20 protein-coding genes are annotated in these 24,245 nt (G+C 71.2%); 4 read left to right on the forward strand and 16 right to left on the reverse strand.

Translation table 11 applies throughout. The features are described from left to right. Positions 1 to 24 precede the first annotated feature (24 nt). The 4 genes from HZZ10_RS10595 to HZZ10_RS10610 all read right to left on the reverse strand — a co-directional run bounded on the left by HZZ10_RS10595 (position 25) and on the right by HZZ10_RS10610 (position 3,980). Entirely contained in the window at positions 25 to 1,053 is a 1,029-nt protein-coding gene (locus HZZ10_RS10595) for a hemolysin family protein (RefSeq protein ID WP_179913476.1), read from the reverse strand. Further along, positions 1,050 to 2,471: a hemolysin family protein gene (locus HZZ10_RS10600; protein WP_179913477.1), complete on the reverse strand. Its 1,422-nt coding sequence runs from the start codon at positions 2,469 to 2,471 to the stop codon at positions 1,050 to 1,052. Before HZZ10_RS10600 ends, HZZ10_RS10595 begins: the two co-directional genes overlap by 4 nt. Positions 2,472 to 2,708: 237 nt before the next feature. After that, the gene (locus tag HZZ10_RS10605) at positions 2,709 to 3,389 is read right to left on the reverse strand and encodes a YceI family protein (protein WP_179913478.1); all 681 of its coding nucleotides are present in this window, start codon (positions 3,387 to 3,389) and stop codon (positions 2,709 to 2,711) included. Positions 3,390 to 3,461: 72 nt separating this feature from the next. Beyond that, positions 3,462 to 3,980: a COG4315 family predicted lipoprotein gene (locus tag HZZ10_RS10610; RefSeq protein ID WP_179913479.1), complete on the reverse strand. Its 519-nt coding sequence runs from the start codon at positions 3,978 to 3,980 to the stop codon at positions 3,462 to 3,464. Positions 3,981 to 4,280: 300 nt separating this feature from the next. On the opposite strand from HZZ10_RS10610, the gene HZZ10_RS10615 reads away from it, so the two are divergent. Together HZZ10_RS10615 and HZZ10_RS10620 are read left to right on the forward strand one after the other, a co-directional pair. Beyond that, the gene (locus HZZ10_RS10615) at positions 4,281 to 4,787 is read left to right on the forward strand and encodes a sigma-70 family RNA polymerase sigma factor (RefSeq protein WP_056136241.1); all 507 of its coding nucleotides are present in this window, start codon (positions 4,281 to 4,283) and stop codon (positions 4,785 to 4,787) included. Continuing rightward, positions 4,784 to 5,497 carry an anti-sigma factor family protein gene (locus HZZ10_RS10620; protein WP_179913480.1) on the forward strand — a complete coding sequence of 238 codons (714 nt, stop codon included), beginning with the start codon at positions 4,784 to 4,786 and terminating at the stop codon, positions 5,495 to 5,497. Before HZZ10_RS10615 ends, HZZ10_RS10620 begins: the two co-directional genes overlap by 4 nt. 79 nt (positions 5,498 to 5,576) lie before the next feature. Here the strand turns inward: HZZ10_RS10620 and HZZ10_RS10625 are convergent, their stop codons facing one another. The 7 genes from HZZ10_RS10625 to HZZ10_RS10655 all read right to left on the reverse strand — a co-directional run bounded on the left by HZZ10_RS10625 (position 5,577) and on the right by HZZ10_RS10655 (position 14,759). Further along, positions 5,577 to 7,682, reverse strand: a complete 2,106-nt coding sequence (locus tag HZZ10_RS10625; protein ID WP_179913481.1) for a beta-galactosidase — start codon at positions 7,680 to 7,682, stop codon at positions 5,577 to 5,579. Positions 7,683 to 7,746: 64 nt separating this feature from the next. Beyond that, a complete protein-coding gene (locus HZZ10_RS10630; protein ID WP_228087418.1) occupies positions 7,747 to 8,793 on the reverse strand; it encodes a LacI family DNA-binding transcriptional regulator in 1,047 nt (348 codons plus the stop codon). 69 nt (positions 8,794 to 8,862) lie between these two features. Continuing rightward, positions 8,863 to 10,041, reverse strand: a complete 1,179-nt coding sequence (locus HZZ10_RS10635; RefSeq protein WP_179913483.1) for a CobW family GTP-binding protein — start codon at positions 10,039 to 10,041, stop codon at positions 8,863 to 8,865. Further along, positions 10,041 to 10,514, reverse strand: a complete 474-nt coding sequence (locus HZZ10_RS10640) for a tRNA (cytidine(34)-2'-O)-methyltransferase (protein ID WP_056136248.1) — start codon at positions 10,512 to 10,514, stop codon at positions 10,041 to 10,043. Before HZZ10_RS10640 ends, HZZ10_RS10635 begins: the two co-directional genes overlap by 1 nt. Positions 10,515 to 10,594: 80 nt before the next feature. Then, positions 10,595 to 11,713, reverse strand: a complete 1,119-nt coding sequence (locus HZZ10_RS10645) for a DUF4862 family protein (RefSeq protein ID WP_218928659.1) — start codon at positions 11,711 to 11,713, stop codon at positions 10,595 to 10,597. Positions 11,714 to 11,735: 22 nt separating this feature from the next. After that, positions 11,736 to 13,439, reverse strand: a complete 1,704-nt coding sequence (locus HZZ10_RS10650; RefSeq protein ID WP_179913484.1) for a bifunctional 3'-5' exonuclease/DNA polymerase — start codon at positions 13,437 to 13,439, stop codon at positions 11,736 to 11,738. A 165-nt stretch (positions 13,440 to 13,604) separates the two neighbouring features. Beyond that, on the reverse strand, positions 13,605 to 14,759 hold the full coding sequence (locus HZZ10_RS10655; RefSeq protein WP_179913485.1) for a PrsW family glutamic-type intramembrane protease: 1,155 nt from the start codon (positions 14,757 to 14,759) through the stop codon (positions 13,605 to 13,607). Positions 14,760 to 14,770: 11 nt separating this feature from the next. On the opposite strand from HZZ10_RS10655, the gene HZZ10_RS10660 reads away from it, so the two are divergent. Further along, positions 14,771 to 14,968 carry a hypothetical protein gene (locus HZZ10_RS10660; RefSeq protein ID WP_179913486.1) on the forward strand — a complete coding sequence of 66 codons (198 nt, stop codon included), beginning with the start codon at positions 14,771 to 14,773 and terminating at the stop codon, positions 14,966 to 14,968. 276 nt (positions 14,969 to 15,244) lie between these two features. Here HZZ10_RS10660 and HZZ10_RS10665 read toward each other — a convergent pair whose 3' ends face one another. Next, positions 15,245 to 15,865, reverse strand: coding sequence for a TetR/AcrR family transcriptional regulator (locus tag HZZ10_RS10665; RefSeq protein WP_056136254.1), 621 nt, complete (start codon positions 15,863 to 15,865; stop codon positions 15,245 to 15,247). A gap of 173 nt (positions 15,866 to 16,038) precedes the next feature. Between HZZ10_RS10665 and HZZ10_RS10670 the strand changes: the two genes are divergently transcribed. Next, positions 16,039 to 18,330 carry an MMPL family transporter gene (locus HZZ10_RS10670; RefSeq protein ID WP_179913487.1) on the forward strand — a complete coding sequence of 764 codons (2,292 nt, stop codon included), beginning with the start codon at positions 16,039 to 16,041 and terminating at the stop codon, positions 18,328 to 18,330. A gap of 88 nt (positions 18,331 to 18,418) precedes the next feature. Here HZZ10_RS10670 and HZZ10_RS10675 read toward each other — a convergent pair whose 3' ends face one another. The 4 genes from HZZ10_RS10675 to HZZ10_RS10690 all read right to left on the reverse strand — a co-directional run bounded on the left by HZZ10_RS10675 (position 18,419) and on the right by HZZ10_RS10690 (position 24,202). Further along, entirely contained in the window at positions 18,419 to 19,714 is a 1,296-nt protein-coding gene (locus tag HZZ10_RS10675; protein ID WP_179913488.1) for an alpha/beta fold hydrolase, read from the reverse strand. 182 nt (positions 19,715 to 19,896) lie between these two features. Then, complete coding sequence (glpK, locus tag HZZ10_RS10680) at positions 19,897 to 21,414, reverse strand: glycerol kinase GlpK (protein WP_179913489.1); 1,518 nt, start codon at positions 21,412 to 21,414, stop codon at positions 19,897 to 19,899. 121 nt (positions 21,415 to 21,535) lie between these two features. After that, positions 21,536 to 22,273 carry an MIP/aquaporin family protein gene (locus HZZ10_RS10685; protein WP_179913490.1) on the reverse strand — a complete coding sequence of 246 codons (738 nt, stop codon included), beginning with the start codon at positions 22,271 to 22,273 and terminating at the stop codon, positions 21,536 to 21,538. Positions 22,274 to 22,447: 174 nt separating this feature from the next. Next, positions 22,448 to 24,202: a glycerol-3-phosphate dehydrogenase/oxidase gene (locus tag HZZ10_RS10690; protein WP_179913491.1), complete on the reverse strand. Its 1,755-nt coding sequence runs from the start codon at positions 24,200 to 24,202 to the stop codon at positions 22,448 to 22,450. Positions 24,203 to 24,245 lie beyond the last annotated feature (43 nt).

Here is a 24,245-nt window from a genome sequence, read left to right on the forward strand (position 1 = left end):
CGGCCGGGCTGGTGCGCCCGGACCTCAGGCGTGCTGGAGCGTGGGCTCCTCGGGTGCGCGCGGGAACAGCCGCGAGAGGACGTCCGAGAGGGTGATGACCCCCAGGATCGTCTCTTCGTCGGTGACGATCGCGAGGTGGTTGCGGGTCTCGCGCATGGTCGCCAGCGCGCTGTACACGGGCGTGTCGGGCGCGAAGGACGGGACCTCGCGGACGAGGTGCGTGATCGGCCTGTCGTCCGGCTCGCCGAGGGTGTCGCGGACGTGCACCACACCCGTGATCGACTCGATGTCGCCCACCAGGATGCGCAGGTGACCCGACTCGCGCGTGGCGTCCTGCACGGCCGAGACCGTGGCTCCGCTCGGGACTGTCGTCGGGCGGCCGTCACCCCGCACGAGGTCGCGCACCGTGAGCGTCTGGAGGTCCAGGGCTCCGGCCAGCTGTCCGACATAGGACGCGTCGAGGGCCCCGACGTTCGCGGAGTGCTCGACCAGGTGGCGCAGGTCGTCAGGGTTCTGACCGTTGGTGACCTGCGCGGCCGGCTCGACGCCGACCTTGACCAGGCACCAGTTCGCCATCGAGTTGAGGGCGATGAGCAGCGGCCGGGTGAACCACATGAAGACGCGCATGGGGATCGCGAGCATCGTCGCGGAGGTCTCCGGGTGCGCGATGGCCCACGACTTCGGTGCCATCTCGCCGACCACCAGGTGCAGGAAGGTCACGATGACCAGCGCCAGGACGAAGCCGGCAACGTCGGCCAGCCACAGCGGCGAGCCCCACGTCTCGAAGAGCGGGGTGAGCCAGTGGTGCACGGCGGGCTTGGTGACGGCGCCCAGGGCGAGGGCGCACGCGGTGATGCCGAGCTGGGAACCGGCGAGCAGGACCGTGAGCTCGGTCGAGCTGCGCAGCGCCGCCCGTGCCGAGCGGCTGGTCGGTGCCGCGTCTTCGAGCCTGTGCCGCTTGGCGGCGAGGAGCGCGAACTCCACGGCGACGAAGAAGGCGCTCAGGGCGATGAGCACTGCGGTGATGACGAGGATGGTCCACGGGTTGCTCATCGTGCGTCCTCTCCGTCGTCGACGGTCGTGGCGTGGTCGGTGACCAGGCCAGGGCCGGGTTCGGGGTCAGGGGGGTCGGCGGGCATGAGGACACGCACCAGGGCTGGCACGTGCCGCTCGACGTCGAGGACCTCGACGGACATCCACACCACCTCGGGCTCCTCCGCGGACGCGAGGTCTGCGGGGTCGAGGGGCAGCTGGACCAGTACGCGGGTCCCGACTGTGGGCAGCGAGCCGTGCTCGGCGATCACGAGTCCGGCGATCGTCTCGTAGTCGCCGCGCGGGACGTCGTGCTCGAGCGCACGCTCGACCTCGTCGATGTGCACGTCGCCGGCCATGACCCAGGTGCCGTCGTCGTCGCGCGGGGCGATCGTCGGGGTGGCGGGGTCGTGCTCGTCGGTGATCTCCCCGACGAGCTCTTCGGCGAGGTCTTCGGCGGTGAGCACGCCGGCGAAGCCGCCGTACTCGTCGATGACGCAGGCCAGCTGGTTGTGGGTCGACGTGAGGTGGTTGAGGGCGTCGGGCAGGGTCATCGTGGTGGGGATCATCACGGCGGGACGCATGAAGGTCGTCACCGTGGTGTCACCGCTCCACCGCGCCCGCAGCACGTCGTCGAGGTGGACGACGCCGAGGACCTGGTCGTCCTCGGACAGCACGGGGTAGCGCGAGTGGCCGCGGGACATGGTCTCGCGCACGTGGTCGAGGGTGTCGTCGTCGTGCAGCACGTCGACCCGCGACCGCGGGATCATCGCGTGCTCGGCGTCCTGCTCGGGGAAGTCGAGGATCCGGTCGAGCAGGACCGAGAGCTCGGCGGGCAGGTCGCCGCTGAGGCGAGAGTCGGCCACGATGTGCTCGAGGTCCCGGGCCGTCGCCGAGTGCTCGACGTCGTGCACGGGCTCGATCTTCAGCGCACGCAGCAGCAGGTTCGACGCCTGGTCGAAGATCGTGATGAGCCAGCCGAACACCTTGAGGTAGACGGTCGTGGACGTCGCCAGCCAGAGGGCGACAGGTTCGGGGCGCGCGATCGCGAGGTTCTTGGGGAACAGCTCGCCGAAGAGCATCTGCACGAAAGTCGAGAAGACCAGCGCGAGGACGGTCCCGACGGCGATGCCGACGCCCGTCGGCACACCGACGCCGCCGAGGGCCTCACCGAGGGCTTGCCCGACGAGGGGCTCGGCGACGTAGCCGACGAGCAGGGTGGTCACGGTGATGCCCAGCTGGGCACCGGACAGCATGAAGGAGGTCCGCCGGGTGACGGCCAGGGCGCGCTTGGCGCCGGCGTCCCCGGCAGCGGCGCGGGCGTTCAACCTGGACCGGTCGACCGCCATGTACGCGAACTCTTGGGCGACGAAGTAGCCGGTCGCTGCTGTGATCAGCACGATGACCGCTACTCCGAGCAGGAGGGTCAGGATCCACACGGGCACTCACATCCCCTCGTGATGTCGTTCTGCACGAGGGGATGTCTACTGTCTGCGTCCATCATCTCTTCCGGGTGAGGGGGTAGGTAGCCAGCACAACGGCCGGCCCCGCGGGAAGGTTCCCGTGCGAGAGATCATGCCCTGCCGTGCGCCCCCGAGCAGCGTCGCGCCGCGGTCCGGGCCCCGGCGGGCACGATCGCCTGCCGGGGCGTCCCCGCCACTGTCCCTGCCGTCCGGCTACTTCGCCAGGGTGAGGAGCATCTCGACGGTGCCTGTGTCCTCGACCTTGACGAAGCCGAGGTCAGGAGCGTCGACGCCGAAGTCTGAGAACGTGACGGGGATGCTGCCCGAGACCTCGACCCCCGTCGCGGTCGTCTGGGCGTCGAGGGCGACCACGACGGGTGCGCTGACGCCGGCGACCGTGAGCTCGCCCGTCGCCTGGACCGAGGTGGTGCCCTCGGTGACGCCCGAGACGTCGACGGGCTCGGTGAGGGTGAAGGTCGCCGTGGGGAACTCCGAGGTCTTAAGGATGTCGAGGAACTGGCCGTCTCGGTTGCTGTTGTCCGTCGTGATGGTGGTCATCGAGACGGTGACGTCGGCCGCGCTGAGGGAGGTCCCGTCGATCGTCACGGTGCCCTCGACGTCGGAGGTCCGGCCCACGACGGTGACGTCCTGGCCGTTGAGCACCTCGGCGACCCTGTACCCGGCCTGCGACCCGTCGGACACCGTCCAGGTCCCGGCGAGGTCCTGCTCGGTCAGGCCGGGGCTCGCCCCGTCGGTCGTGGCGGTCGGCGTCGAGAGGGCCAGTGCGTCCGGCGCCTTGTCGTTCTCGATCTTGGCGTAGAGGGCGCTGCCTCCGACGGCGATCCCGGCGAGGGCGAGCAGGGCGACGACCGCGATGACGAGCTTGTGCTTCATGGTGGTTCCTGTCCTGAGGGTGCGTGGACGGTCCCCGCCGTCGGCTGGGGACCCGTGGTGGTCTGGGTGCGGTCAGTAGCCGCTGGACGCGGTGGCCGACGGGGCCGGCGAGGTGATCTCTGCACCCTCGGGAGCGACGGCGAACCACGCGTCGTCCACGCCCTGGCCCGCGGTGTCGCCCGCATCGGTGTCCCCGGCGAAGGTGTACACAGGGCGACCGTCGATCGTGACCTGCGGCTTGCCGTCGGCACCCGTGATGGTCGCGACCTCCCCGGTGACCCCGTCGACCACGGGGGCCGAGCCTGTCGGGTGCACAGGGGGCCAGGCCGTCAGGCAGTCGCCGGTGCACGCGCTCTCCCCAGACCCGGGTGTGTCTGCGGTGAAGTAGTAGACGGTCATCCCGGAACCGTCGACGACGACCTGCCCGAGATCCGTCGAGGCTGTCGAGAGGTCCGCGGTCGCTGTCGCAGCGGGGGCGGGCTGCGTGGTGGCCGCAGGGGTGGGGGTGTTGTGGTCAGTGGTCGAGCAGGCTGCTGCGGAGAGCACGAGCGCCAGCCCGAGCGCGGCGGGGACAGCGTGAGATCGCTTCATGGGAGTGCTCCTTCGAGGTGGGGGACCCGGCGGCCGGGTGGTCCGGGGCCGTCGAGAAGGTCTGTCGCCAGGAGAGACGGGGCAGGGGACGAGAAGGTTCACCGGGCTCTCTCGACGGTCCGCCGCGATGTCCGGCGCCCCGGCCCAGACAGGTGCGGGACGGCGGTGAACTTCTGGAGGGCCTGTCCCGTCTCTAGGACAGAGGACACTGTGGACAGACGATCGGCGAGGAGCTCAGATGGACACGCGCAGGACGGCGGCACCCCAGCTCGGGTGCCTCCACGGCACGTGGGGCGGCTGATGGGCGCCGAGACCGACGCCCTGCTCCGGCGGATCCACGACGAGTACGCCGACATGCTCTGGCGGTACGTCGTCCGGATCCCCTACGACAGCGAGCTCGCCCGAGACGTCGTGCAGGAGGCGCTGCTGCGTGCGTGGAAGGACGGTGCGATCCTCGAGAGGCCCGATCCTGTGGTGCGGGCGTGGCTCGTCAAGGTGGCCCGCAACCTGGCCCTGGACGACCTGCGCAGCGCGCGCACCCGCCGTGAGCGCGCCACCGAGGTGCTCCCCGAGGGGCACCAGGAGGACGAGACCCGCCGTTCGCTGGACGCCTGGTTGGTCACCGACGCGCTGGCCACGCTCTCCCAGGAGCACCGCGAGGTGGTCGTGGGGGCCTACTACGGCGGCAAGACCGTCGCCACGCTGGCCGAGGAGCTGGGCATCGCGGCCGGGACCGTGAAGTCACGCATGCACTACGGGATCCGCGCGCTCAGGCTCGCGCTGCAAGAGAGAGGCGTCACCGCATGACCCACCAGACCGACCCCTACGCGGACTGGGACGGCGCGTACGTCCTCGGTGCGTTGAGCCATGACGACCGTCGGGAGTACGAGCAGCACCTCAAGACGTGCGAGCTGTGCAGCCGGGCTGTCGGAGAGCTCGCCGGGATCCCCTGGGTGCTCGGGCTCGTCGAGCCCCTCGACGCCCTCGCGGTCACGGGTCCAGCAGCGCAGCCCTCAGGCGAGGCCGACGGTGAGCCCGCCCCGCCGGTCTCGCTGCTCGCCCGGAGGGCCCGCACCGCCCAGACCCGTCGGCGGGTGCTCCTCGTCGCGGCCGCGTCCGCTCTCGTGCTCGGCGGCTTCGCGACGGGGACCCTCGTGTCCCAGGTCTCCGGCGAGGACCAGACCCCGGCGGTCCAGGCGCTCGCGGACGAGGTCCGGCTGCAGCCCGTCGACGGCAGCGGTGTGCAGGCAACCCTGGCGCTGCAGCCTGCCGCATGGGGCACGGGGCTCGAGTGGTCCTGCAGCTATCCGGAGGGTCGGCTCGTCGACGGCGTCACCTACGAGCTGACGCTGGTGTCCCAGACCGGGGAGCGCCTCACGGCGGCCACCTGGACCGGGGGCCCCACCTCGACGACCACGGGCCTGAGCGCCAGCACGGCGCTGGCGCCCGAGGAGATCGCCCGCGTCGAGCTGACGACACCCGCCTCAGACACCCCGTTGGCGTCGGTCACCCTGTGACGAGCGAGCACCGGGCGACGGAGACGTGCGGTGACGCCTCGGGAGACGGACTGAGGCCGATGCGCCGCGGGTGCGTCTCCTAGCCTTCCTGGACGACGGCGACCCCCGCCGCATCGACGGTGAGCTCGCCGTCGACCTCGACCCCGCCGGTGAGCTCGGTGCCCGTCGTCTTGACGGTCACCGCAGCACCGGTGTGGTTGAGGACGAAGAGATAGCTCGTGCCGTCGGCTGCGTGCCTGCGGACGACCTCGACGCCCGCGGGGACGTCGGCCTCGCCGGTGAGCCCGGCGTCGGCGAGGGCTGCGTCGACGACCGCCGCGACGCCGGCTAGGTCGAGGCGCGCGCCGACGTACCAGGCGGACCCGCCCGAGGTCCCGACGTCGGCCCGCGTGATCGCTGGCAGACCGGCGAGCGGGCCCTCGTCGAAGGTCGCGACAGCCGTCGCGCCGACCAGGTGGGTCTTCTCGGTCCAGAGGTCGGCCGAGAACGTGCCGCTGAGCGCGTCGCCGGATCCGCTGAGCCCCACGGTCTCGCCCTCCTGGAGCGTGTAGAACTCTTCGGTGCTCACCCCGAGCAGCGTGCGGAAGGCTCCGGGGTAGCCGCCGAGACGCACGTGGTCGTTGACGTCCACGATCCCTGAGAAGTACGTGACCAGCACTGTCGCACCGAGCTCGGCGGCGGCCGCGACGTTCGCAGCATCCTCGTCGGAGACGAGGTAGAGCGTCGGGACCACGACGAGGTCGTACCCGGAGAGGTCTGCGCTCGGGTGCACGACGTCGGTGGTCACCCCGCGGTTCCACAGCGCCGTGTACGTCGAGAGGACCTCGTCGGTGTAGCGCAGCTGCTGGGTCGGGTGCGAGTCGAGCTCGCTCGCCCACCAGGCCTCGTAGTCGAAGAGCAGGGCCGCGCGCGAGCGGACCCTCGAGCCGACGACAGGGGCGATCTTCTTCAGGGTCTCGCCGAGCGTGACGGTGCTGCGCCACACATCGGTGTCGCGGCCTGCGTGCGGCAGCATCGACGAGTGGAACTTCTCCGCACCGGCCTTCGACTGGCGCCACTGGAAGAACATCACGGCGTCGGCGCCGCGGGCGACGTGCGCGAGGGAGTTGCGGAGCATCTCGCCCGGGAGCTTGGGCCGGTTGCGCGGCTGCCAGTTGACCGCCGAGGTGGAGTGCTCCATGAGCATCCACGGCCGCCCGCCGGCGATCCCGCGCGAGAGGTCCGCCGAGAAGGCGAGCTCGATGTGGCGGGCCTCGTCGGAGGCGATCGTGTAGTGGTCGTTGGCGACCACGTCGACCTCCGGGCCCCAGCCGAAGTAGTCCATGCCCTTGGTGGCCGAGGACATCATGAAGTTCGTGGTGATCGGCACGTCGGGCGTGATGACCCGCAGCGCGTCGCGGTGCTCGCGGTAGTAGCCGAGCAGCGCGTCGGAGCTGAACCTGTCGAAGTCGAGCTGCTGCGTCGGGTTCGCGTAGGTCGGGGCCGAGCGCGGGGGGAGGATGTCCTCGAAGGCGGAGTAGCGCTGGGACCAGAAGGCCGTGCCCCAGGCCTCGTTGAGCGCCTCGACGGTGCTGTAGCGGGCGGCGAGCCACGAGCGGAAGGCAGCGGCCGCCGCGTCGGAGTAGTCGCGCGGGACGTGGCAGCCGATCTCGTTGTCGACGTGCCAGACCGCCAGCGCGGGGTGGTCCTTGTAGCGCTCGGCGACGAGAGTCGCCAGGCGGAGCGCGTGCTCGCGGAACACCGGGTGCGTCACGGAGTACGACTGCCGTCCGCCCTGCCACAGGACAGTGCCGTCGGCCGTCTGCGGGAGGATCTCGGGGTGGCGTGCGGTGAGCCACGGCGGCGGGCTCGCGGTGGCCGTCGCGAGGGCGACCCGGATGCCCGCGGCGTGCAGGCGGTCCATCGTCTCGTCGAGCCACCCGAAGTTCTGCTCGCCCTCGGCCGGCTCGATGGTCGCCCACGCGAAGATCGCGACGCTGACGATCGTCACACCGGCCTCGACCATGAGCTCGACGTCCTCGACGCGGGTGACCTGGGGCCACTGCTCAGGGTTGTAGTCGCCGCCGTAGCCGAATCCCTCGAGACCTGTGGGCCAGCCCGGGCGGCCACCCGGGGTGCTGTCGGGTTGCTCTAAAGGGGTCGTGGCGGCAGGGGACGGAGGACGGTTCGCGTCGGTGAGAGCCATTCGGGAAGCGTATTCCACAGCGTGGTCCGGACCAAGCCGCGCCCGAGCGGCGAGACGTCCGGCGTCAGCTGCGCGGCGGCGTCGAGTCGCGGAGGATGACCTCGCCGTCGACGGGCACCAGACGTGGGCTCTCGTTGTCCGGGGCGAGCGCGAGCTCGGTCACCATCGCGCCGATGTCGGCGAGAGGCAGCCGGATGGTCGTGAGCGACGGTGTGATGTCGCGGAGCGTGATGATGTCGTCGAAGCCCGCGATCGCCACGTCGGCCGGCACGTCCAGCCCGGCGGCGCGGGCCGCGGCCATCGCACCGACGGCCATGACGTCGTTGACGGCGAACACCGCGTCCACGCTCGTCGACGGGTCGTCGCGACGCCCGACGACGCCGCGGGCGATGAGCTGCTCCATCGCCTCGTAGCCACCGTCACGGGTGAAGGCGCAGGGGACCACGAGGTCGGGGTCGACGGGTGCGCCGAGCTCGGCGAGGCTCCCGCGGAAGCCGTCGAAGCGTTCGTGCGCGGTGAGGTGGTGCGCCGGACCGGCCAGCGCCGCGAAGCGCCTGTACCCGCGTCCGTGCAGCTGGCGGGCGAGCTCGGCTGTCGCGCTCCGGTTCTCGATGACCACGGTGTCGACGCCGAGCAGCGGCTGGCCGACGGCTGCGGCCCCGCCCCCGCGGGACCTGTACTCGACGAGGGCCTCGGCCAGCGCGGCGTTCGCCGCCTCGTCGTCGTAGCGCCCGCCCGCGACGATGATCGCCCGGGCGCGCTGGCGCTGCATGAGCTCGACGAAGGCCATCTCGCGGTCCGGGTCGCGGTCCGTGCTCGCGAGCGTGACGACCAGGCCGGCGCGCTCGGCGGCGGCGGTGACCCCCGACGCGATGGTCGAGAAGTACGGGTCGGCGATGTCGTGCACGATCAGTCCGAGCGCCGTGGTCCGACCACGGGCCATCGCCTGGGCGTTGGCGTCGGGGGAGTAGCGCAGACGGGCTGCGGCGGCCAGCACGCGCTCGCGCAGCTCCGGGCGGACTGTACGGTTCGCGCTGCCGTTGATGGCGCGCGACGCCGTGGCGAGCGAGACGCCGGCCTCGCGTGCGACATCGCTCAGGGTGACGGTCATGTCCGTCATCTTAGGGACACGCAGGGCCACCCCGGAGAGGGCATTCCGCACCATCTCCTCTGTGCCCGGTCACAGGGTGGGTGAGATCTGGGTCTCTGGCGCGGTGCTCGGGGCCTCCGGAGGGCTCGCCTGCGGGTCTGTCTGCGGGGCAGGTCGAGGGTCGAGGTGGCGTCCCGGTCGGACCGTCGCGCGGCGCACTCGGGCGAGGTCGGCCTCCGACGGTGCGGTCTCCGGCGTCGCCTGGCAGGCGTCGAGCCGGCAGCGCAGCTCTGGCAGGTCGAGGCCGGAGCCGATGGCCACGAGCCGGCTCGTGGCGTCGAGGGTCTCGTGCAGCACGTCGATGCGGACCTGGCGGCCCGCGGCGTGCACGACGACAGGCGCGGTCTGGCCCGGGGCGATGGCCAGGTGCACCACTCCCTTGACGCGGAACAGGCCAGTCGGTCGGTCGTCGAGGAGGTCCATGAGCGCACCGGGGTCGACAGGGGCGTCGGTGACGAGGTCGAGCGACTGAGCGCTGTGGTGCAGGTGCGGGTGTGCGCTCGGTGAGGTGCTTCCGCCGGCGCGGTGCCCGTGCCCGTCCTCGTCGAGCGCGGCGTGCGCGAGCAGCTGCTCCTGCGGACCGGTGGGCTCCGGTGCCGCGTCGAGGACGAGGCGCGGGTCGAGCACGCCGTCGACCGTCGCGACGACAGGGGCGTGCGGGTTGAGCCGACGGCACAGTGCGAGGACTGGCGCGACGTCCTCGACGAGGTCGGCCTTGGTCACCACGACGAGACCGGCGCCGGCGATGTGCCGGGCGAGCGAGGGGTGGGTCGCGAGCAGGCCCTCGGTCTCGACGGCGTCGACCACCTGCACGATCCCGGCGAGGATCGTCGCGGGGTGGTCGGCGACCCTGCGGGCGAGGGCCTGCGGGTCGGCCAGGCCGCTCGCCTCGAGCAGCACGGCGTCGACCCCCGCGCCACGACGGGCCAGGCGGGTGAGCAGCGGGTGCAGGTCGTCCTCGGAGTCGAGCACGCAGCAGAAGCACCCGCCGCTCGTCGCGTACACGGCTGTCGCGCTCGTCGAGACGAGCATCGGGTCGATCCCGACGTCGCCGAAGTCGTTGACGACAGCCGCGATGCGCAGCCCCCGGGGGTGGGTCAGCAGGTGGTTGAGCAGCGAGGTCTTTCCCGCGCCGAGGTACCCGGCGAGGACCGTGACGGGCAGAGGACCGCGAGCCTGGTCGCTCGCGGGCGTGGCAGACCGGGCCACTACTCGCCGCCGGGGAACCCGAGCTGGCGCCAGGCCTCGTAGATGACGATCGACGCGCTGCTCGTGAGGTTGAGGGATCGGCGGCTCGGGAGCATCGGGATCTTCACCTGGTCGGTGATCCGCGGGTGCGCGAGGACCTCGTCGGAGAGCCCCGTGGGTTCGGGGCCGAAGACCAGCAGGTCGCTCGGGCGGTACTCGACGTCGGAGTACCGGGTCGTCGCCTTGGTGGTGAAGGCGAAGACGCGGGCCTCGGGGTCGGTCGCGAGCAGCGTCTCGAGGTCCGGTTGCACGGTCAGGTGCGCGAGGTCGTGGTAGTCGAGGCCGGCACGCTTGAGCTTGGGCTCGGACAGGTCGAAGCCGAGCGGCTCGACGAGGTGCAGGGCGGCACCGGTGACGGCGGCGAGCCGGATCGCGTTCCCGGTGTTCTGTGGGATGCGGGGCTCGTGGAAGACGATGCTCGGGAGTTCACTCACCCGCCGATTCTGCCACCGCGTGGCACGGTGCGGAGCGCTGGGCTCCCGGGAGAGCCGGCCCCGGTTGCGTGTGGTGTCTCTCAGTCGCCGTGCACGCTCCCGCCGCGCAGGACCTCGGAGACCATCCGGAGGCTGGCCCGCGCGACAGCCAGCCGCTCCTCGACGTCGGCATCCTCGGGACGGGCCGTGACCTTGATCCCGACAGCCTCGAGCGTGGCACCTCGAGCCGCCTGGAGAGTCTCCAGGATCTCTGCAGCACCGAGGAGCGATCCCGCTGACGCTTCCAGGGCGGGGTCGGAGCCACGAGGGGCGATGTGCTGGTCGCCCCAGGCCGGGCCCCACGGGGTGTCCGAGGCTGCGGCGCCCGAGAAGACGACCGCCCGGAGCAGCCCCGCCTCGGCCGCAGCCCGCACGTGCTCGACCGGGGTGCGGGCCGAGCGTCCCTCGATCGCCGAACGACCCCAGTTGAGGCTCACTCCGAGCCTCGACCCGGAGCCCGGGACGTCGTCGACGATCGCCTGCAGCACCGCGATCTCCTCGCGCAGCGGCCAGAAGCCCTTGGCGGGCGGCTGCCCCTCGACGAGTGCGTCGCAGTGCTCGACGAGCAGGTGCGCCCCACCGAGGTCCCACGCGAGCACCTCGTCGAGCGACTCGCGGAAGGCCGTGAGAGTCCCCAGACCAGGCCCGGGGGCGCTGTGCAGCTCGACTGCGGCCAGTCGAGGACGGCCTGCGTCGTCGGCGAGCCGGCGTGCCAGGTCCCGCAGGACGGCCAGGTCGTCGAGGGCGGCCCGGCGCTGCACGAGGTCAGCGGACGACAGGCCGTAGCCGGGGTCGGAGGCGAGTCGCTGCATCGTCTGGGGGACAGCCGTCACGACGAGGTCGACGTGCTCGGGCAGGTGCGCCCGGACCCAGCGTGCCGTCTCGGCGGCCGTCCCGGGAGCAGGCAACGGCATCTCGAGGGCCTGCACCCCGAGCCCGTCCAGACCGGCGAGGAAGGTCGCCTCACCGGCGGGGTCGCCGGGCGCGAGGGCGTAAGCGCCGAGCAGCAGACGCGGGCGTGCGGGGCCCGTGCGGACGGCGCCGGCTGCGCTCGCGGACTGCGCGGTGCTCTCGGTGCTCCCGCGAGTCTCGGTGCTCCCGCGAGTCTCGCTTCTCGCGCCGCTGCTGCTCTCGGTGCGACTGCTGGTCTGACGCGACATCGGGTCTCCAGTGCTCGGACGGCTACTTCGCGTCCGAGTATGCCGTGACCACGGCTGTCGTCAGCCGGAACTCCACGGGGGAGCCCTCGAAGAGGATGCGCCCCGCCTCGTGCGCGGTCTCCTGGACCATCTCGACCACCTGGTCGGCGAGCTCGGCCGGGGTGTGGACCATGATCTCGTCGTGGAGGAAGAACGCCAGGTGCGGACCGCCGGTGACGGTCTCGCTCAGGGCTCGCAGCCGCAGGCGCAGCAGAGCCATCCAGCACAGCGCCCACTCGGCGGCGGTGCCCTGCACCACGAAGTTCCTCGTGAAACGTCCCCACGACCGGGCCTGGGCGCGGACGGCCTCCTGCTCGGCGGCCGACCCGCCCTCGGCACCCGCCGCGGAGTGGGCTGAGCGCCACTCGGCGCTCGGCAGGGGCGAGCTGCGCCCGAGCCACGTCGAGACGATCTCGCCCTGCTCGCCGGCCCGTGCTGCGGCCTCGACGAGGGCGAGCGCCTGCGGGAAGGCCCGCGTGATGCGCGGGAGCATGCGACCGCTCTCACCCTGCGTCCCGCCGTACATCGCCCCGAGCATCCCGAACTTCGCCTGCTGACGGGTCGCGACGGCGCCCGTGGCGACCATGCCCTCGTACATGTCGGCGGCCTGCCCGGCCGTGGCCATCGCCTCGTCGCCCGACATCGCCGCGAGGATCCGCGGCTCGAGCTGCGCGGCGTCGGCGACCACGAGCACCCAGCCCGGGTCGGCGCGGACCGCGCTGCGCACCTGGTGCGGCAGCTGTAGGGCGCCGCCGCCGTCCGAGGCCCACCGTCCGGTGACCACACCGCCCGGCACGTAGACGGGCCGGAACCTGCCGTCGGCCACCCAGGTGTCGAGCCAGTGCCAGCCGTTGGCGGTCATCAGCCGCGACATCTTCTTGTACTCCAGCAGCGGGGCGATCGCCGGGTGGTCGATCTGCTGGAGCTCCCACGAGCGGGTGGAGGTCGCGGGCAGCCCGGCCAGGCGCATCGACCGCAGCAGCTCGACGGGGGAGTCCGGGTTGATCTCGCCCACCCCGAGGGCAGCGCTGACCTGTGCGGCCTTGGCCTCGAGGAGCGCCGGGCGGAAGCCGAGAGCAGGACGGGGCCCGAGGAGCTCGGAGAGCAGACGGTCGTGCTCGACGACGTCCCACGGAACCCCCGCGAAGGTCATCTCTGCTGCGACGAGCGCCCCGGCAGACTCGGCGGCGAGCAGCAGCCACAGCCGGGACGACTCCGGACGGCCGTCCTCGCCGACTGCTGCCGTGAGGGCGCGCTGCTGATCGCGCAGCTCTCGCAGCGGGTCGAGCGCGACGGGCGGGGTGAGGTCGAAGAGGCCTTCGGGGGCGGCCGCCGTCCGCGCCTCGTCCCAGGCTGAGCGCGGCGCGCTCGCGTACGGGGTGCGGGCGGTCAGCGCGCTGCCCCGCAGGATCGTGCGGCACAGGCGCAGGTCCCAGCACCTGTCGACGCGGACGTCGGCGTCGAGGAGTGCGGGGTACGTCGCTGCGGTGTCGGCCCAGACCCACCGCAGACCGGCGTCCGGGGCGACACCCGTCGGGGCGGCGTCAGCCTCACGAGCGCGCACCAGCGCCGGGAGCTCCTCGACCTCGACGGTCTCCGTCGCGACGACAGGCAGCCCTGGCTGCGCCCTGTCGACGTCCTGCACCACGACGGTCCCGTCGGGCTGAGGGCAGACGACGACGAGCATGACACCAGTGTGCGGGCTGCCACCCACACGCGGTGACCGGTCGGGCTGTCGTGCAGCCGGCGCGCTGAGGTCGCGGCGCGCCACGAGCCGGGCGGCCCCGGAGCAGGTGTCTGTCGTCTGCTCCGGGGCTGGGAGCGGACGACGGCTCCGAGCGCTCTGGTCGGGCTAGTCCGTGGAGCCCGGTGTGCGGTCGCCGCTCTTCTGCGTGGAGCCGGTGTCGACGTGAGTACGGCCCGCGGTGTGTCGGGGCAGGTGCTTCGGTGTCCAGCCGCGGGACACCCGCCCGATCAGCTGGGGTGGGGTGGACTTGCGGGCCCAGGCACGGAAGGTCAGGTACATCACGACGAGCAGGACCCAGCGCAGGAGCGAAGCGAGCGTCTGGGCGGACTTGTCGTCGCAGAAGGCGGTCACCGAGCTGTCGTTGAGCGAGTGCACCACCATGACCAGCACGATGCCGCCGACCGCGCCGAGGGTCCCGCGGCGTCCGTGCAGGTGCCAGAGCCGCCACGCGATCGCCACGGCGATGCCGGTCCACAACCAGTGCATGGGTGAGACCGTGAGGATCCGGAAGACCTGCTCCTGCACCACGACCGCAGGTGACGTGTCGACGGTCCCCGTGCCGCAGAAGTTCGGGCCTGAGGCCGCCGCGGTCTGGTACGCGTACTGGGTGGTCTCGGTGATCGCGAAGCCGAAGCCTGAGGCGAGCCCGACCGCGATACCGGCCCGGGGGTCTCGGTACCGCCCGAGGATGAAGAGGGCCAGCGGGACGATGAGCTTCGTCCCCTCTTCCACGAGGCCCACCAAGGCTGTCGCCGTCTGGATCCCCGGTCCTTCGATGATCCACGAGTTGACGTTGGCCGCGACGAGGAGCACGGCGCCGCTCGTGGCGACCACCACGGCCAGCAGCTCGACGGGACCGATGACGTCGTCGAGCGCGAGCTGGCGGTCCACGAACCTGTAGAAGGCCCAGCACACCAGCGCCATGCCGACGAGGCTCGCGACGCCCATGACGTGGATCTGGTCGCTCGACGTGTAGACAGCAGCGCCGACACCGAGGACGACGAAGGCGGCCAGCAGGCTCGCCACCCAGGACGAGCCCCAGAACCTGCCACGGAACCTGTGCCCGCGCTCGGCGGCCTGTGCGCCCTCCCGGGTGTCACCGGTCCACGCGCGTGAGTCCCAGCGCCGCTGCCGGGGTGCGTGCGACGCCGGGTCGGGGAACCACCCCGCCGCAGGTACCCCGTCCCGTGCCCGGCCGGCGGAGACGACGGCCACCATCCCTGCCACCAGGAGCACCGCCCCGACCACCGTGAGAATCATGTGAAGATTCTGTGACACCACGAGGAGGGCTGCAACCCCTCGATCGGGTATCTGCCCTCGTCACGGCGGTGCGGTCCGGGCGGGCGGCACTCGCGGAGAGCACTCTCGACCCGTTGTCGCTGCTCGAGCGTGGCAACTCCCGCGCCAACCAGATCGCCGACCGAACCCTCGACGACGTCCGAGAGCTCATGGGCACGGTCTACGCCTGACCGCCGGCTCAACGGTGCCTCGCGCCGCCGGCGAGTCGCGCCGCCGGCGACGAGGTCGCACGACCCTCACCCAGGTCGTGCCTACGACTGCGAGGTCGTACAGACACGCCAGATCATCAGGTCTGCCATCGAACTTTGGCGTGTCCGTGCGACCTCGCCGCAGACGAGGCGACCTCGGGGCCGGCGAGGCGACCTCGGGTGCGACGTCGCGACCTCATGCCCGAGGTCGCGACCTCGCTCACGATGCAGGAGGCTTCGGGCCTCGTGTGCCGGGTCTCAGGCCTCCGCCGGTCCGCTCACCGTGCACACCGGGGCGCCCCCGGCAGCCCCCTGCGCGATCTCCTTCGCGACGGCGGGGACGAGCATCCGCCACGCCCACCCGGACGCCTCGGCGACCGAGGGGCGGGGTTCCATCTCGAGCCAGGCCGTGAGCACGCCGACGAGAGACCCGGTGATGCCCGCCGCGACGATCTCGAGGGGCATCTCCGTCTCGGGGTGGTCGCTGTGCTCGCTCACGCCCTGGATGACCACGGTGTTGATGCGGGCCCGCAGCCGGGCTGCCGCGATGCTCGACCCGCCCTCGCCGAGGGCGCGCCTGTACAGCGCCGCATTCTCGTCGAGGTGCTCCACGTACCGGGTGAGCAGCAGAGGCGGGGCGTCGGTGAGCTCGAGCGTGCCGGCCTCGGACAGGTCCGCGCCGGCCTGGCGTGCCCGGGTGTCGAGGGCGTCGGCGAGCAGCGTCTCCTTGTCGGCGTAGTGCTGGTAGAAGGTGCTGCGGTTGATCGTGGCCCTGTCGGCGATGTCCGCGACGGCGATCTCGTCCAGGTCGCGCTCGCGGGCGAGCGAGAGCAGCGCGTCCTGGAGCAGCGCTCGGGTGCGGGCGATCCGGGGGTCCATGCCCTCATTCTGTCAGCCTGGAGCGATCTGCGAAACCGGAAAGCCAACACGTGTTGCGTACACGACGATCGTTGCTTACGGTGGCAACGTCGTTCAACGAGGTGCGACGCAGCGGCACGCCCGCAGACCGTTCTCCACCCCCGGGACCCCTCCCGGACGACCAAGGGATCACCATGGCCTCCTTCCTGTACAGGGTCGGGCACTTCTCGTTCACCAGACGGTGGACAGTGCTCATCGCCTGGCTCCTCGTGCTCGCCGCCGCAGGCGCCGGAGCCGTCGCCTCGGGCATGAAGATGACCGAAGAGCTCACCATCCCGGGCGTCGAGTCCGCGACGGCGCAGACCATCCTCGAAGAGCGCTTCGGCGACGCCGCCTCGGGTGTCGGTGCTGGGACCGGTGGTCAGGCCGCCGCAGGGGCCGAGGCCGAGAAGCCCGCGTCGTCCAAGTTCGTCGTCCAGGCGCCCGAGGGGACCAACCTCATCGAGGACGGCAGCCTCGAGACCGTCCTCGGCGCTCTCGCGCCCATCTCCGAGGAGAGCCAGGTCGAGTCGGTCTCCGACCCCATGACCACGGGCACGATCGCCCCCGACGGCGGGGCCGTCTACGTCGACATCCAGTTCACGGTCCCCGCGGACGACGTGAGCGACGCGACCCTCGACACCATCGCCTCGGCCGAGAGCACGCTCAGCGACGACGGCTTCACGGTCGCCGTCGCGGGTGGGCCGTTCACCGAGCCGCTCGAGCTCCTCGGACCGACCGAGCTCGTCGGCGTGGTCGTCGCGCTGCTCGTCCTGCTCGTCACCTTCGGCTCGCTGCTCGCCGCCGGGATGCCCATCCTCACCGCGCTGCTGGGCGTGGGCATCGGCGTCGCCGGTGTCCTGTCGCTCTCGGCCGTCGTGACGATCTCGTCGGCGACGCTGACGCTCGCACTCATGCTGGGCCTGGCGGTCGGGATCGACTATGCGCTGTTCCTGCTCTCCAGGCACCGTCAGCAGCTCGCCGAGGGCATCCCTCCGGCCGAGTCCGCGGGTCGTGCCGTCGGCACCGCCGGATCCGCGGTCGTCTTCGCAGGTCTGACCGTCGTCATCGCCCTCGCCGGCCTCTCCGTCACCGGGATCCCGTTCCTCGCGACCATGGGTCTCGCAGCCGCCGCGACGGTCGCCATCGCCGTGCTCATCGCCACCACGCTGCTGCCCGCGATCATGGGCTTCGCCGGCGACAGGCTCATCCCGAAGGGCCGGGCTGCCGCTCGTGCCCAGCGCTCGACCAAGGCCGAGAACCGCTGGGGCACCTTCGTCACCACGCACCCGGTATGGACCCTGCTGGTCGGCGTGCTGCTCCTCGGGACCGTCGCGCTCCCCGCGACCTCCATGCGTCTGGGGCTGCCCGACGCCGGCCAGGAGCAGGCCAGCTCGCACGACCGCCAGGCCTACGACCTGCTCGCCGAGGGCTTCGGCCCCGGCATCAACGGACCGCTCGTCGTGCTCCTCGACGCAGAGTCCGACCCTGACGCGCTGCCCGCCGCGATGGCCCAGATGTCGGCTGCGCTCGAGGGCGTCGCGAACGTCGCCGCCGTCGCACCGGCGATCCCCAACGGGGCCGTCGAGGGCATGGAGGTCGCCCCGGGAACCCCGCAGGCCGACGCCGCGATCATCACGGTGATCCCGACGACAGGACCGAACGCCGAGGAGACCGCGGAGGTCGTCCACGACATCCGGGACCTGCGCGGCGCCGTCGAAGACGCGACCGGGGCCGACGTGTGGGTCACCGGCGCGGCCGCGGCCAACATCGACGTCACCGAGAAGCTCGCGGACGCTCTGCCGCTGTTCCTCGCGATCGTCGTGGGCCTCGCGATCATCCTGCTGCTGGTCGCCTTCCGCTCGCTGCTCGTCCCGGTCACCGCGGTCCTCGGCTTCCTGCTCACCGTCGCCGCAGCCTTCGGTGCGACCACGGCCGTGTACCAGTGGGGCTGGCTGGCTGACGTGTTCAGCGTCGCGACCCCGGCGCCGCTGCTGAGCTTCATGCCCGTCCTGCTCGTGGGTGTGCTCTTCGGCCTCGCGATGGACTACCAGGTGTTCCTGGTCTCCCGCATGCGGGAAGACTTCACGCACGGTGCCGGTGCCATGCAGGCCGTGCGGTCGGGTTACGCCCACGGTGCGCGGGTGGTGCTCGCCGCCGCGCTCATCATGATCGCGGTCTTCGCGAGCTTCGTGTTCTCGGGCAACACGACCATCGGACCGATCGCCTTCGCGCTCGGCTTCGGCATCGCGGTCGACGCCCTCGTCGTGCGCATGACGATGATCCCGGCCGTCATGGCGCTCCTCGGCAAGTCCGCCTGGTGGCTGCCGCGCTGGCTCGACAAGGCGCTGCCGAACGTCGACATCGAGGGCGCGTCCCTCGAGGCCCGCACGGAGACGCACCACGAGCCGAAGCACGAGGCGCACACCGGCGCCCACGCGAAGTAGCCCGACCCGCCGCCTCACGGCTGCGGTAGGTGCCGACGGCCCCGGCCGGTCCCTCACGGGACTGGCCGGGGCCGTCGTCTGCTCTCGCTCAGTCCCGCAGCGGCCCGCCCTGGTCGGCGACGAGCCGGACCAGGCGGCTCAGCACGTCTCCGGTGCGCAAACCGTCGTGCTCGAACTCGTTCGTCACCCACGTCTGCACAGAGCCGACGTGCGCGGCCGTCGCGAGCGAGAGCTGCGCGTCGACGAACATGTCGTCGTGGTAGACAGCCGCGGCGACCGGGACCTCGTTCGACGCGAGGACGTCAGGGTCGTAGAGAGTCGTCCAGGAGCTGCGCGCCGCGAGCTCGTCCGCGGCGGCCTGGAAGGGGCGCAGCCCGGAGATCTCCTCGAACATCCACGGGTAGATCATCTCGCCGCTGAAGAGCAGCGGCCGGGCTGACGGGTCGAAGGCCGGGTGCTCGTCGCGCACCGTGTGGGCCGCCCAGCCGGTCGTCGTCGCGCCCGAGGCGTAGATGGACTCGTGCAGGACCGCGTAGAGCGGGCGCGACCTGTACGACGTGAGGTCCATGACGGCCTCGAGGAAGGTGTCGCTCAGATCGTCTGACCCACGGTCGAAGGCCTCGTCGACGAGCCAGTGCACCCGTTCGAAGCCAGGCTTCATGCCGAAGTCCATGCCGACGGTCTGGAAGCGCCGGGTGCTCAGCACGTCGCCGTCGGGCAGACGGACGTCCCCGGCGTCGAGCCTGTCGGCGATCCGCGCGACCCTCTCGACGTCCTTCGGGAAGCGCTCGTAGTACTGGGCGTTCTTCGCGGCCGTCCGCGGGTACGTCCGCCTGTAGACCTCGTGGGTGTCCGGCCAGATGCTCGGCAGGCCGCCGGTGACGTAGCAGGCGGTCAGCGCGTGCGGTGCCTTAGAGAGGTAGGTGAGGGTGAGGAAACCCCCGTAGCTCTGCCCGATCGTCGCCCAGCGTCGACCGCCGTAGACGGTCTTGCGCAGGTGCTCGGCGTCGTCGACGATCGAGTCGGCACGGAAGTGCGCGAGGAATGCGGCCTGCTCCGCGGGGTTGCCGAGGGCCGCCATCTGGCTGCCGCGCACGGCGCTCGACCGGCCTGTGCCGCGCTGGTCGAGCAGCACGACCCGGTGGGTCGTGAGCATCTGCCCGACCCAGCCGTCGGCCGCGGTCGGACGCGGGCCCTTGCCGCCCGGCCCGCCCTGGAGGAAGACCACGAGCGGCAGGTCGTCGTGCCGTCGGGACGGTGCGACGAGCTCGCGCGCGAAGACCGTGAGCGTCCGGCCGTCGTCGGGCGACGCCCAGTCGAGCGGTACCTCGACCTCGTGGTCGGTCACGTGCAGGCCGGGGATCGTGTAGCTGACGCTCGTCACGGGGGAGGGCTCCAGGAGGCTGAGGTGCTGTCGGTCCGGACAGCCTATGCCGTGCAGGTCGGCGTGCTCGGCCCTTCCCTCTGCTCGTACGACGACGCCCGGCGCCCGGCGGGAGAGATCCCACCAGACGCCGGGCGTCTGTCGTGCCTCAGACCGCAGAGAGGGCCCGGTCGTGCGTCGGGTCAGACGACGTCCTCGTCGACCCAGTCGAGGGTCTTCGAGACAGCCTTCTTCCAGAGGCGGTACTGGCGGTCGCGCTCGGAGCTCTCCATCGTCGACGACCAGCGCTTGTCCTCGGCCCAGTTGTCGATGACGTCCTGCTCGCCGTTCCAGAAGCCCACGGCGATGCCGGCCGCGTAGGCGGCACCGAGGGCGGTGGTCTCGGCGACCTGCGGGCGGACCACGTCGACGTCGAGGATGTCGGCCTGGAACTGCATGAGCAGCTCGTTGGCGACCATGCCGCCGTCGACCTTGAGCTCGGTGAGGTCCACGCCGGAGTCGGCGTTCATGGCGTCGAGGACCTCGCGGGTCTGGAACGCCGTGGCCTCGAGGGCTGCGCGGGCGATGTGGTTCTTGTTGACGAACCGGGTGAGACCGACGAGCGCACCGCGTGCGTCCGGGCGCCAGTACGGTGCGAAGAGGCCGGAGAACGCGGGCACGAAGTACGCGCCGCCGTTGTCCTCGACCTTCCTCGCGTAGTACTCGACGTCCTTGGCCTCTTCGAACATGCCGAGGTTGTCGCGCATCCACTGGACGAGCGAGCCCGTCACGGCGATCGAGCCTTCGAGCGCGTAGACCTGCGGGGCGTCACCGATCTTGTAGCAGACCGTGGTCAGCAGGCCGTTCTTGCTGTGCACGGGCTCGGTGCCCGTGTTGAGCAGCATGAAGTTGCCGGTGCCGTAGGTGTTCTTCGCGGTGCCCTTCTCGAAGCAGGCCTGGCCGAAGGTCGCCGCCTGCTGGTCGCCGAGGATGCCGGCGATCGGCACACCGGGGAGCAGACCGCGCTGACGGCCGGTCCCGTAGACCTCGGAGGAGGAGCGGATCTCGGGGAGCATCGACAGCGGGATGCCCATGTCCTTCGCGATGTCCTCGTTCCAGGTGAGCGAGTCGATGTTCATGAGCATGGTGCGCGAGGCGTTGGTGACGTCGGTGAGGTGCACGCCGCCGTCGGTCCCGCCGGTCATGTTCCACAGCACCCAGGTGTCGGTGTTGCCGAACATGAGGTCGCCGCGCTCGGCAGCCTCGCGGGCACCCTCGACGTTGTCGAGGATCCACTTGACCTTCGGGCCCGAGAAGTAGGTCGCGAGGGGGAGGCCGACGATCGCCTTGTACTTGTCAGCGCCCTCAGCACCGCCGAGCTCGTCGACGATCTTCTGCGTGCGGGTGTCCTGCCAGACGATTGCGTTGTAGACGGGCTTTCCGGTGGTCCGGTCCCAGACCACGGCGGTCTCGCGCTGGTTGGTGATGCCGACAGCCGCGATGTCCTCGTGCGTGAGGTTGCCGCGGGTGAGCGCCAGGCCGACGGCCTCGCGGACGTTGTTCCAGATCTGCTCCGGGTTGTGCTCGACCCAGCCGGCCCGCGGGAAGATCTGGTCGTGCTCGAGCTGCCCGGAGGAGTGGATGGTGCCGTTGTGCTTGAAGACGATGGCACGCGAGCTCGTGGTGCCCTGGTCGATGGCGAGTACGTACTGCTCGGTCATGAGGTGAGTCCTTCACTTCGGTGTGCGGGTCGAGACGGACGGGTCCTGCGGTGTCTCGGAAGAGCGAGGGGAGGGGTGCGGGTGGCCGCGGTCGTGCGCGGCCACCCGCAGGTGGATCGGCTCAGGCCATCGCCGTCGCGGCGAGACCGGCGAGGGCTCCACCGACGAGCGGACCGACGACGGGCACCCAGGCGTAGGACCAGTCGCTGCCACCCTTGCCCTTGATGGGCAGGAAGGCGTGGGCGATGCGCGGACCGAGGTCACGAGCAGGGTTGATGGCGTACCCGGTCGGGCCACCGAGGCTCGCACCGATCCCGACCACCAGGAAGGCGACGGCGAGCGGACCGAGCTGGCTCGGGGTGTTGCCGAAGTTGAGGATGGTGAAGACGAGGACGAAGGTCGCGATGACCTCGGTGATGAAGTTCCAGGTGTAGGACCGGATCTCCGGACCCGTCGAGAACACGCCGAGCTTGGTGGCTGCAGGAGCCTCGAGGTCGAAGTGGTTCTTGTACGCGAGGAAGGCGAGGACGGCACCGATGATGGCACCGATCATCTGGGCGGCGAGGTAGAGGAGCATGTTGCCGAAGTTGACCGGCAGTCCGTCCGGGGAGAACGTGTCCTGGCCGTTGGTCATGATGCCGATGGTCACGGCGGGGTTGAGGTGGGCTCCGGACTTCCACGAGGCGTAGACACCTGTGAAGACCGCGAGGCCCCAGCCGAAGTTGATCATCAGCGTGCCGCCTGCGAACCCCTTGGTCTTGGGGAGGATGACGTTGGCGACGACACCTGCACCGAGCAGGATCAAGAGTGCGGTTCCGACGACTTCTGATGCGAAGACTTCACCAGCGGAGAAATTCATGTCGTGTCCTCATGTGTCAGGGACTGCTGCGTCCCGGGCTCCTCGGAGCGGCTCTGCGTCCGAGGTCGTGCTGTGGAGGTGTGGTGCGGCCAGGGTCGTCGCCGACCCTGGCAGATCGGGGAGTAGCGCTGAGAGGTGCGGCGGACCGAGCAGGTCCGCCGCACCACAGGGTTGTCAGGAGGAGAGCGCGGTCATCGGGGTCACGTCCGTGGCCGCGAGGCGGGTGCGCTCGGCGGCAGCGTCGTCGAGGTCGTGCTCGGCAGCAGCCTCGGCCTCGGCTCGAGCCGTGTACGAGGCAACCTCGGCGAGGCGGGTCTCCTCGTCCCAGCCGAGCCCGGCAGCGGCGATCTGCGAGATCTCCTCGAGGGCGGCGACACCGCGGTCGGCGACCTCGTAGTTGAGACGGGTGCGGTGCAGCATGATGTCCTCGAGGTGGAGGACGCCCTCGTGGCTGACCGCGTACGCGATCTCGGCCCGCAGGTACGCCGGGGCGTGCTGCAGAGGCTTGGCCATCTCCGGGTCAGACTCGCAGAGCTCGACGATGTCGGAGAGCAGCGAGCCGTAGCGGTGCAGCAGGTGGTCGACGAGCGCCGGGGTCCACCCGTAGGTGGCGGCGTAGCGGCGACCCCAGTTCTGCTGGACGTCGAGGCCGACGGCGCCGAGCAGCGGCACCTCGGTCGTGATGGACGGACGGGCCTTGGCGCCCTCGCCGAGAGCGAAGTCGACGGCGTCCTCCGCCATGACGCGGTACGTCGTGAGCTTTCCGCCCGCGATGACCGTCAGGCCGGGGACGGGCGAGGCCACCGTGTGCTCGCGGGAGACCTTGGCGGACGAGGTGCCCTCCTTGGTGCCCGGCTGGAGCAGCGGGCGCAGACCGGCCCACGTGCCGATGATGTCGTCCCGGGTGAGCGGGTCGGCGAGCACGGTGTTGGCGTGCTCGAGCACGTAGTCGATGTCCGCGGCTGTCGCGACGGGGTGCTGGAGCTCCTGCTTCCACGGGGTGTCCGTGGTGCCGATGACCCAGTAGCGCGACCACGGGATGACGAAGAGCACGCTCTTCTCGGTCTGCAAGATCAGACCGACGGTGCCCTTGATGCGCTCGCGCGGGACGACGATGTGGACGCCCTTCGACGCGAGCACGCGCAGACCGCCGGTCCCGCCGGCGAGAGCCTCGGTCTCCTCGGTCCACACGCCCGTCGCGTTGATGACGTTGCGGGCCTTGACCGGGAAGGTGTCACCGGTCTCGAGGTCCTTGAGCACGGCACCGTCGACACGGCCGCTCGGGTCCTTGGTGAGCTCGACGACCTGCGTGCGGGACGCGGCGCTCGCTCCGTAGGAGGCAGCCGTGCGGATCAGGGTCGAGACGAGGCGTGCGTCGTCGACCGAGCCGTCCCAGTAGCGGACGGCCCCGACGGCGGCGTCGTGACGCAGGTCGGGGAACAGCCGCTCCATGCCCTTGCGGGAGACGTGCTTGTGGAACGGCAGCGCGCGCTTGCCCGGGATGAGGCTCGCGAGGGTGTCGTAGAGCATGATGCCCGCGCCGACGTACCCGCGCTCCCACACCCTGTGCTCGAGCGGGTAGAGGAAGGAGACGGGCTTGACGAGGTGCGGGGCCAGCTTCTTGATGAGCAGGTCGCGCTCGGTCAGCGCCTCGTGGACGAGGTTGAAGTCGAGCATCTGCAGGTAGCGCAGGCCACCGTGCACGAGCTTGCTCGAACGGCTCGAGGTGCCTGCCGCCCAGTCCTGAGACTCGACGACGGCTGTGGTGAGCCCACGCGTCACGGCGTCGAGCGCGATGCCGGCGCCTGTGACGCCACCACCGATGACGAGGACGTCGAGAGGTTCTCCCTCGGCGCTCGCGCGGAGGGCGTCGAGCGACTGTGCTCGGCTCTGCGGGGTGAGCTTGGACGACGTTCCGGACGTGGACATGGATGACCTTTCGACTCGCACTACGGCTAGGACTAAGGTCACA

It is taken from the genome of Sanguibacter inulinus, from assembly GCF_013415325.1.
Taxonomy (GTDB): Bacteria; Actinomycetota; Actinomycetes; order Actinomycetales; family Cellulomonadaceae; genus Sanguibacter; species Sanguibacter inulinus.

Bases quoted from the DNA above. Each gene is read 5' to 3' on its own strand.
- HZZ10_RS10595 (WP_179913476.1), bottom strand. From the start codon at position 1,053: ATGAGCAACCCGTGGACCATCCTCGTCATCACCGCAGTGCTCATCGCC.
- HZZ10_RS10605 (WP_179913478.1), bottom strand. From the start codon at position 3,389: ATGAAGCACAAGCTCGTCATCGCGGTCGTCGCCCTGCTCGCCCTCGCC.
- HZZ10_RS10610 (WP_179913479.1), bottom strand. From the start codon at position 3,980: ATGAAGCGATCTCACGCTGTCCCCGCCGCGCTCGGGCTGGCGCTCGTG.
- HZZ10_RS10615 (WP_056136241.1), top strand. From the start codon at position 4,281: ATGGGCGCCGAGACCGACGCCCTGCTCCGGCGGATCCACGACGAGTAC.
- HZZ10_RS10620 (WP_179913480.1), top strand. From the start codon at position 4,784: ATGACCCACCAGACCGACCCCTACGCGGACTGGGACGGCGCGTACGTC.
- HZZ10_RS10625 (WP_179913481.1), bottom strand. From the start codon at position 7,682: ATGGCTCTCACCGACGCGAACCGTCCTCCGTCCCCTGCCGCCACGACC.
- HZZ10_RS10630 (WP_228087418.1), bottom strand. From the start codon at position 8,793: ATGACCGTCACCCTGAGCGATGTCGCACGCGAGGCCGGCGTCTCGCTC.
- HZZ10_RS10645 (WP_218928659.1), bottom strand. From the start codon at position 11,713: ATGTCGCGTCAGACCAGCAGTCGCACCGAGAGCAGCAGCGGCGCGAGA.
- HZZ10_RS10650 (WP_179913484.1), bottom strand. From the start codon at position 13,439: ATGCTCGTCGTCGTCTGCCCTCAGCCCGACGGGACCGTCGTGGTGCAG.
- HZZ10_RS10655 (WP_179913485.1), bottom strand. From the start codon at position 14,759: ATGATTCTCACGGTGGTCGGGGCGGTGCTCCTGGTGGCAGGGATGGTG.
- HZZ10_RS10665 (WP_056136254.1), bottom strand. From the start codon at position 15,865: ATGGACCCCCGGATCGCCCGCACCCGAGCGCTGCTCCAGGACGCGCTG.
- HZZ10_RS10670 (WP_179913487.1), top strand. From the start codon at position 16,039: ATGGCCTCCTTCCTGTACAGGGTCGGGCACTTCTCGTTCACCAGACGG.
- glpK (WP_179913489.1), bottom strand. From the start codon at position 21,414: ATGACCGAGCAGTACGTACTCGCCATCGACCAGGGCACCACGAGCTCG.
- HZZ10_RS10685 (WP_179913490.1), bottom strand. From the start codon at position 22,273: ATGAATTTCTCCGCTGGTGAAGTCTTCGCATCAGAAGTCGTCGGAACC.
- HZZ10_RS10690 (WP_179913491.1), bottom strand. From the start codon at position 24,202: ATGTCCACGTCCGGAACGTCGTCCAAGCTCACCCCGCAGAGCCGAGCA.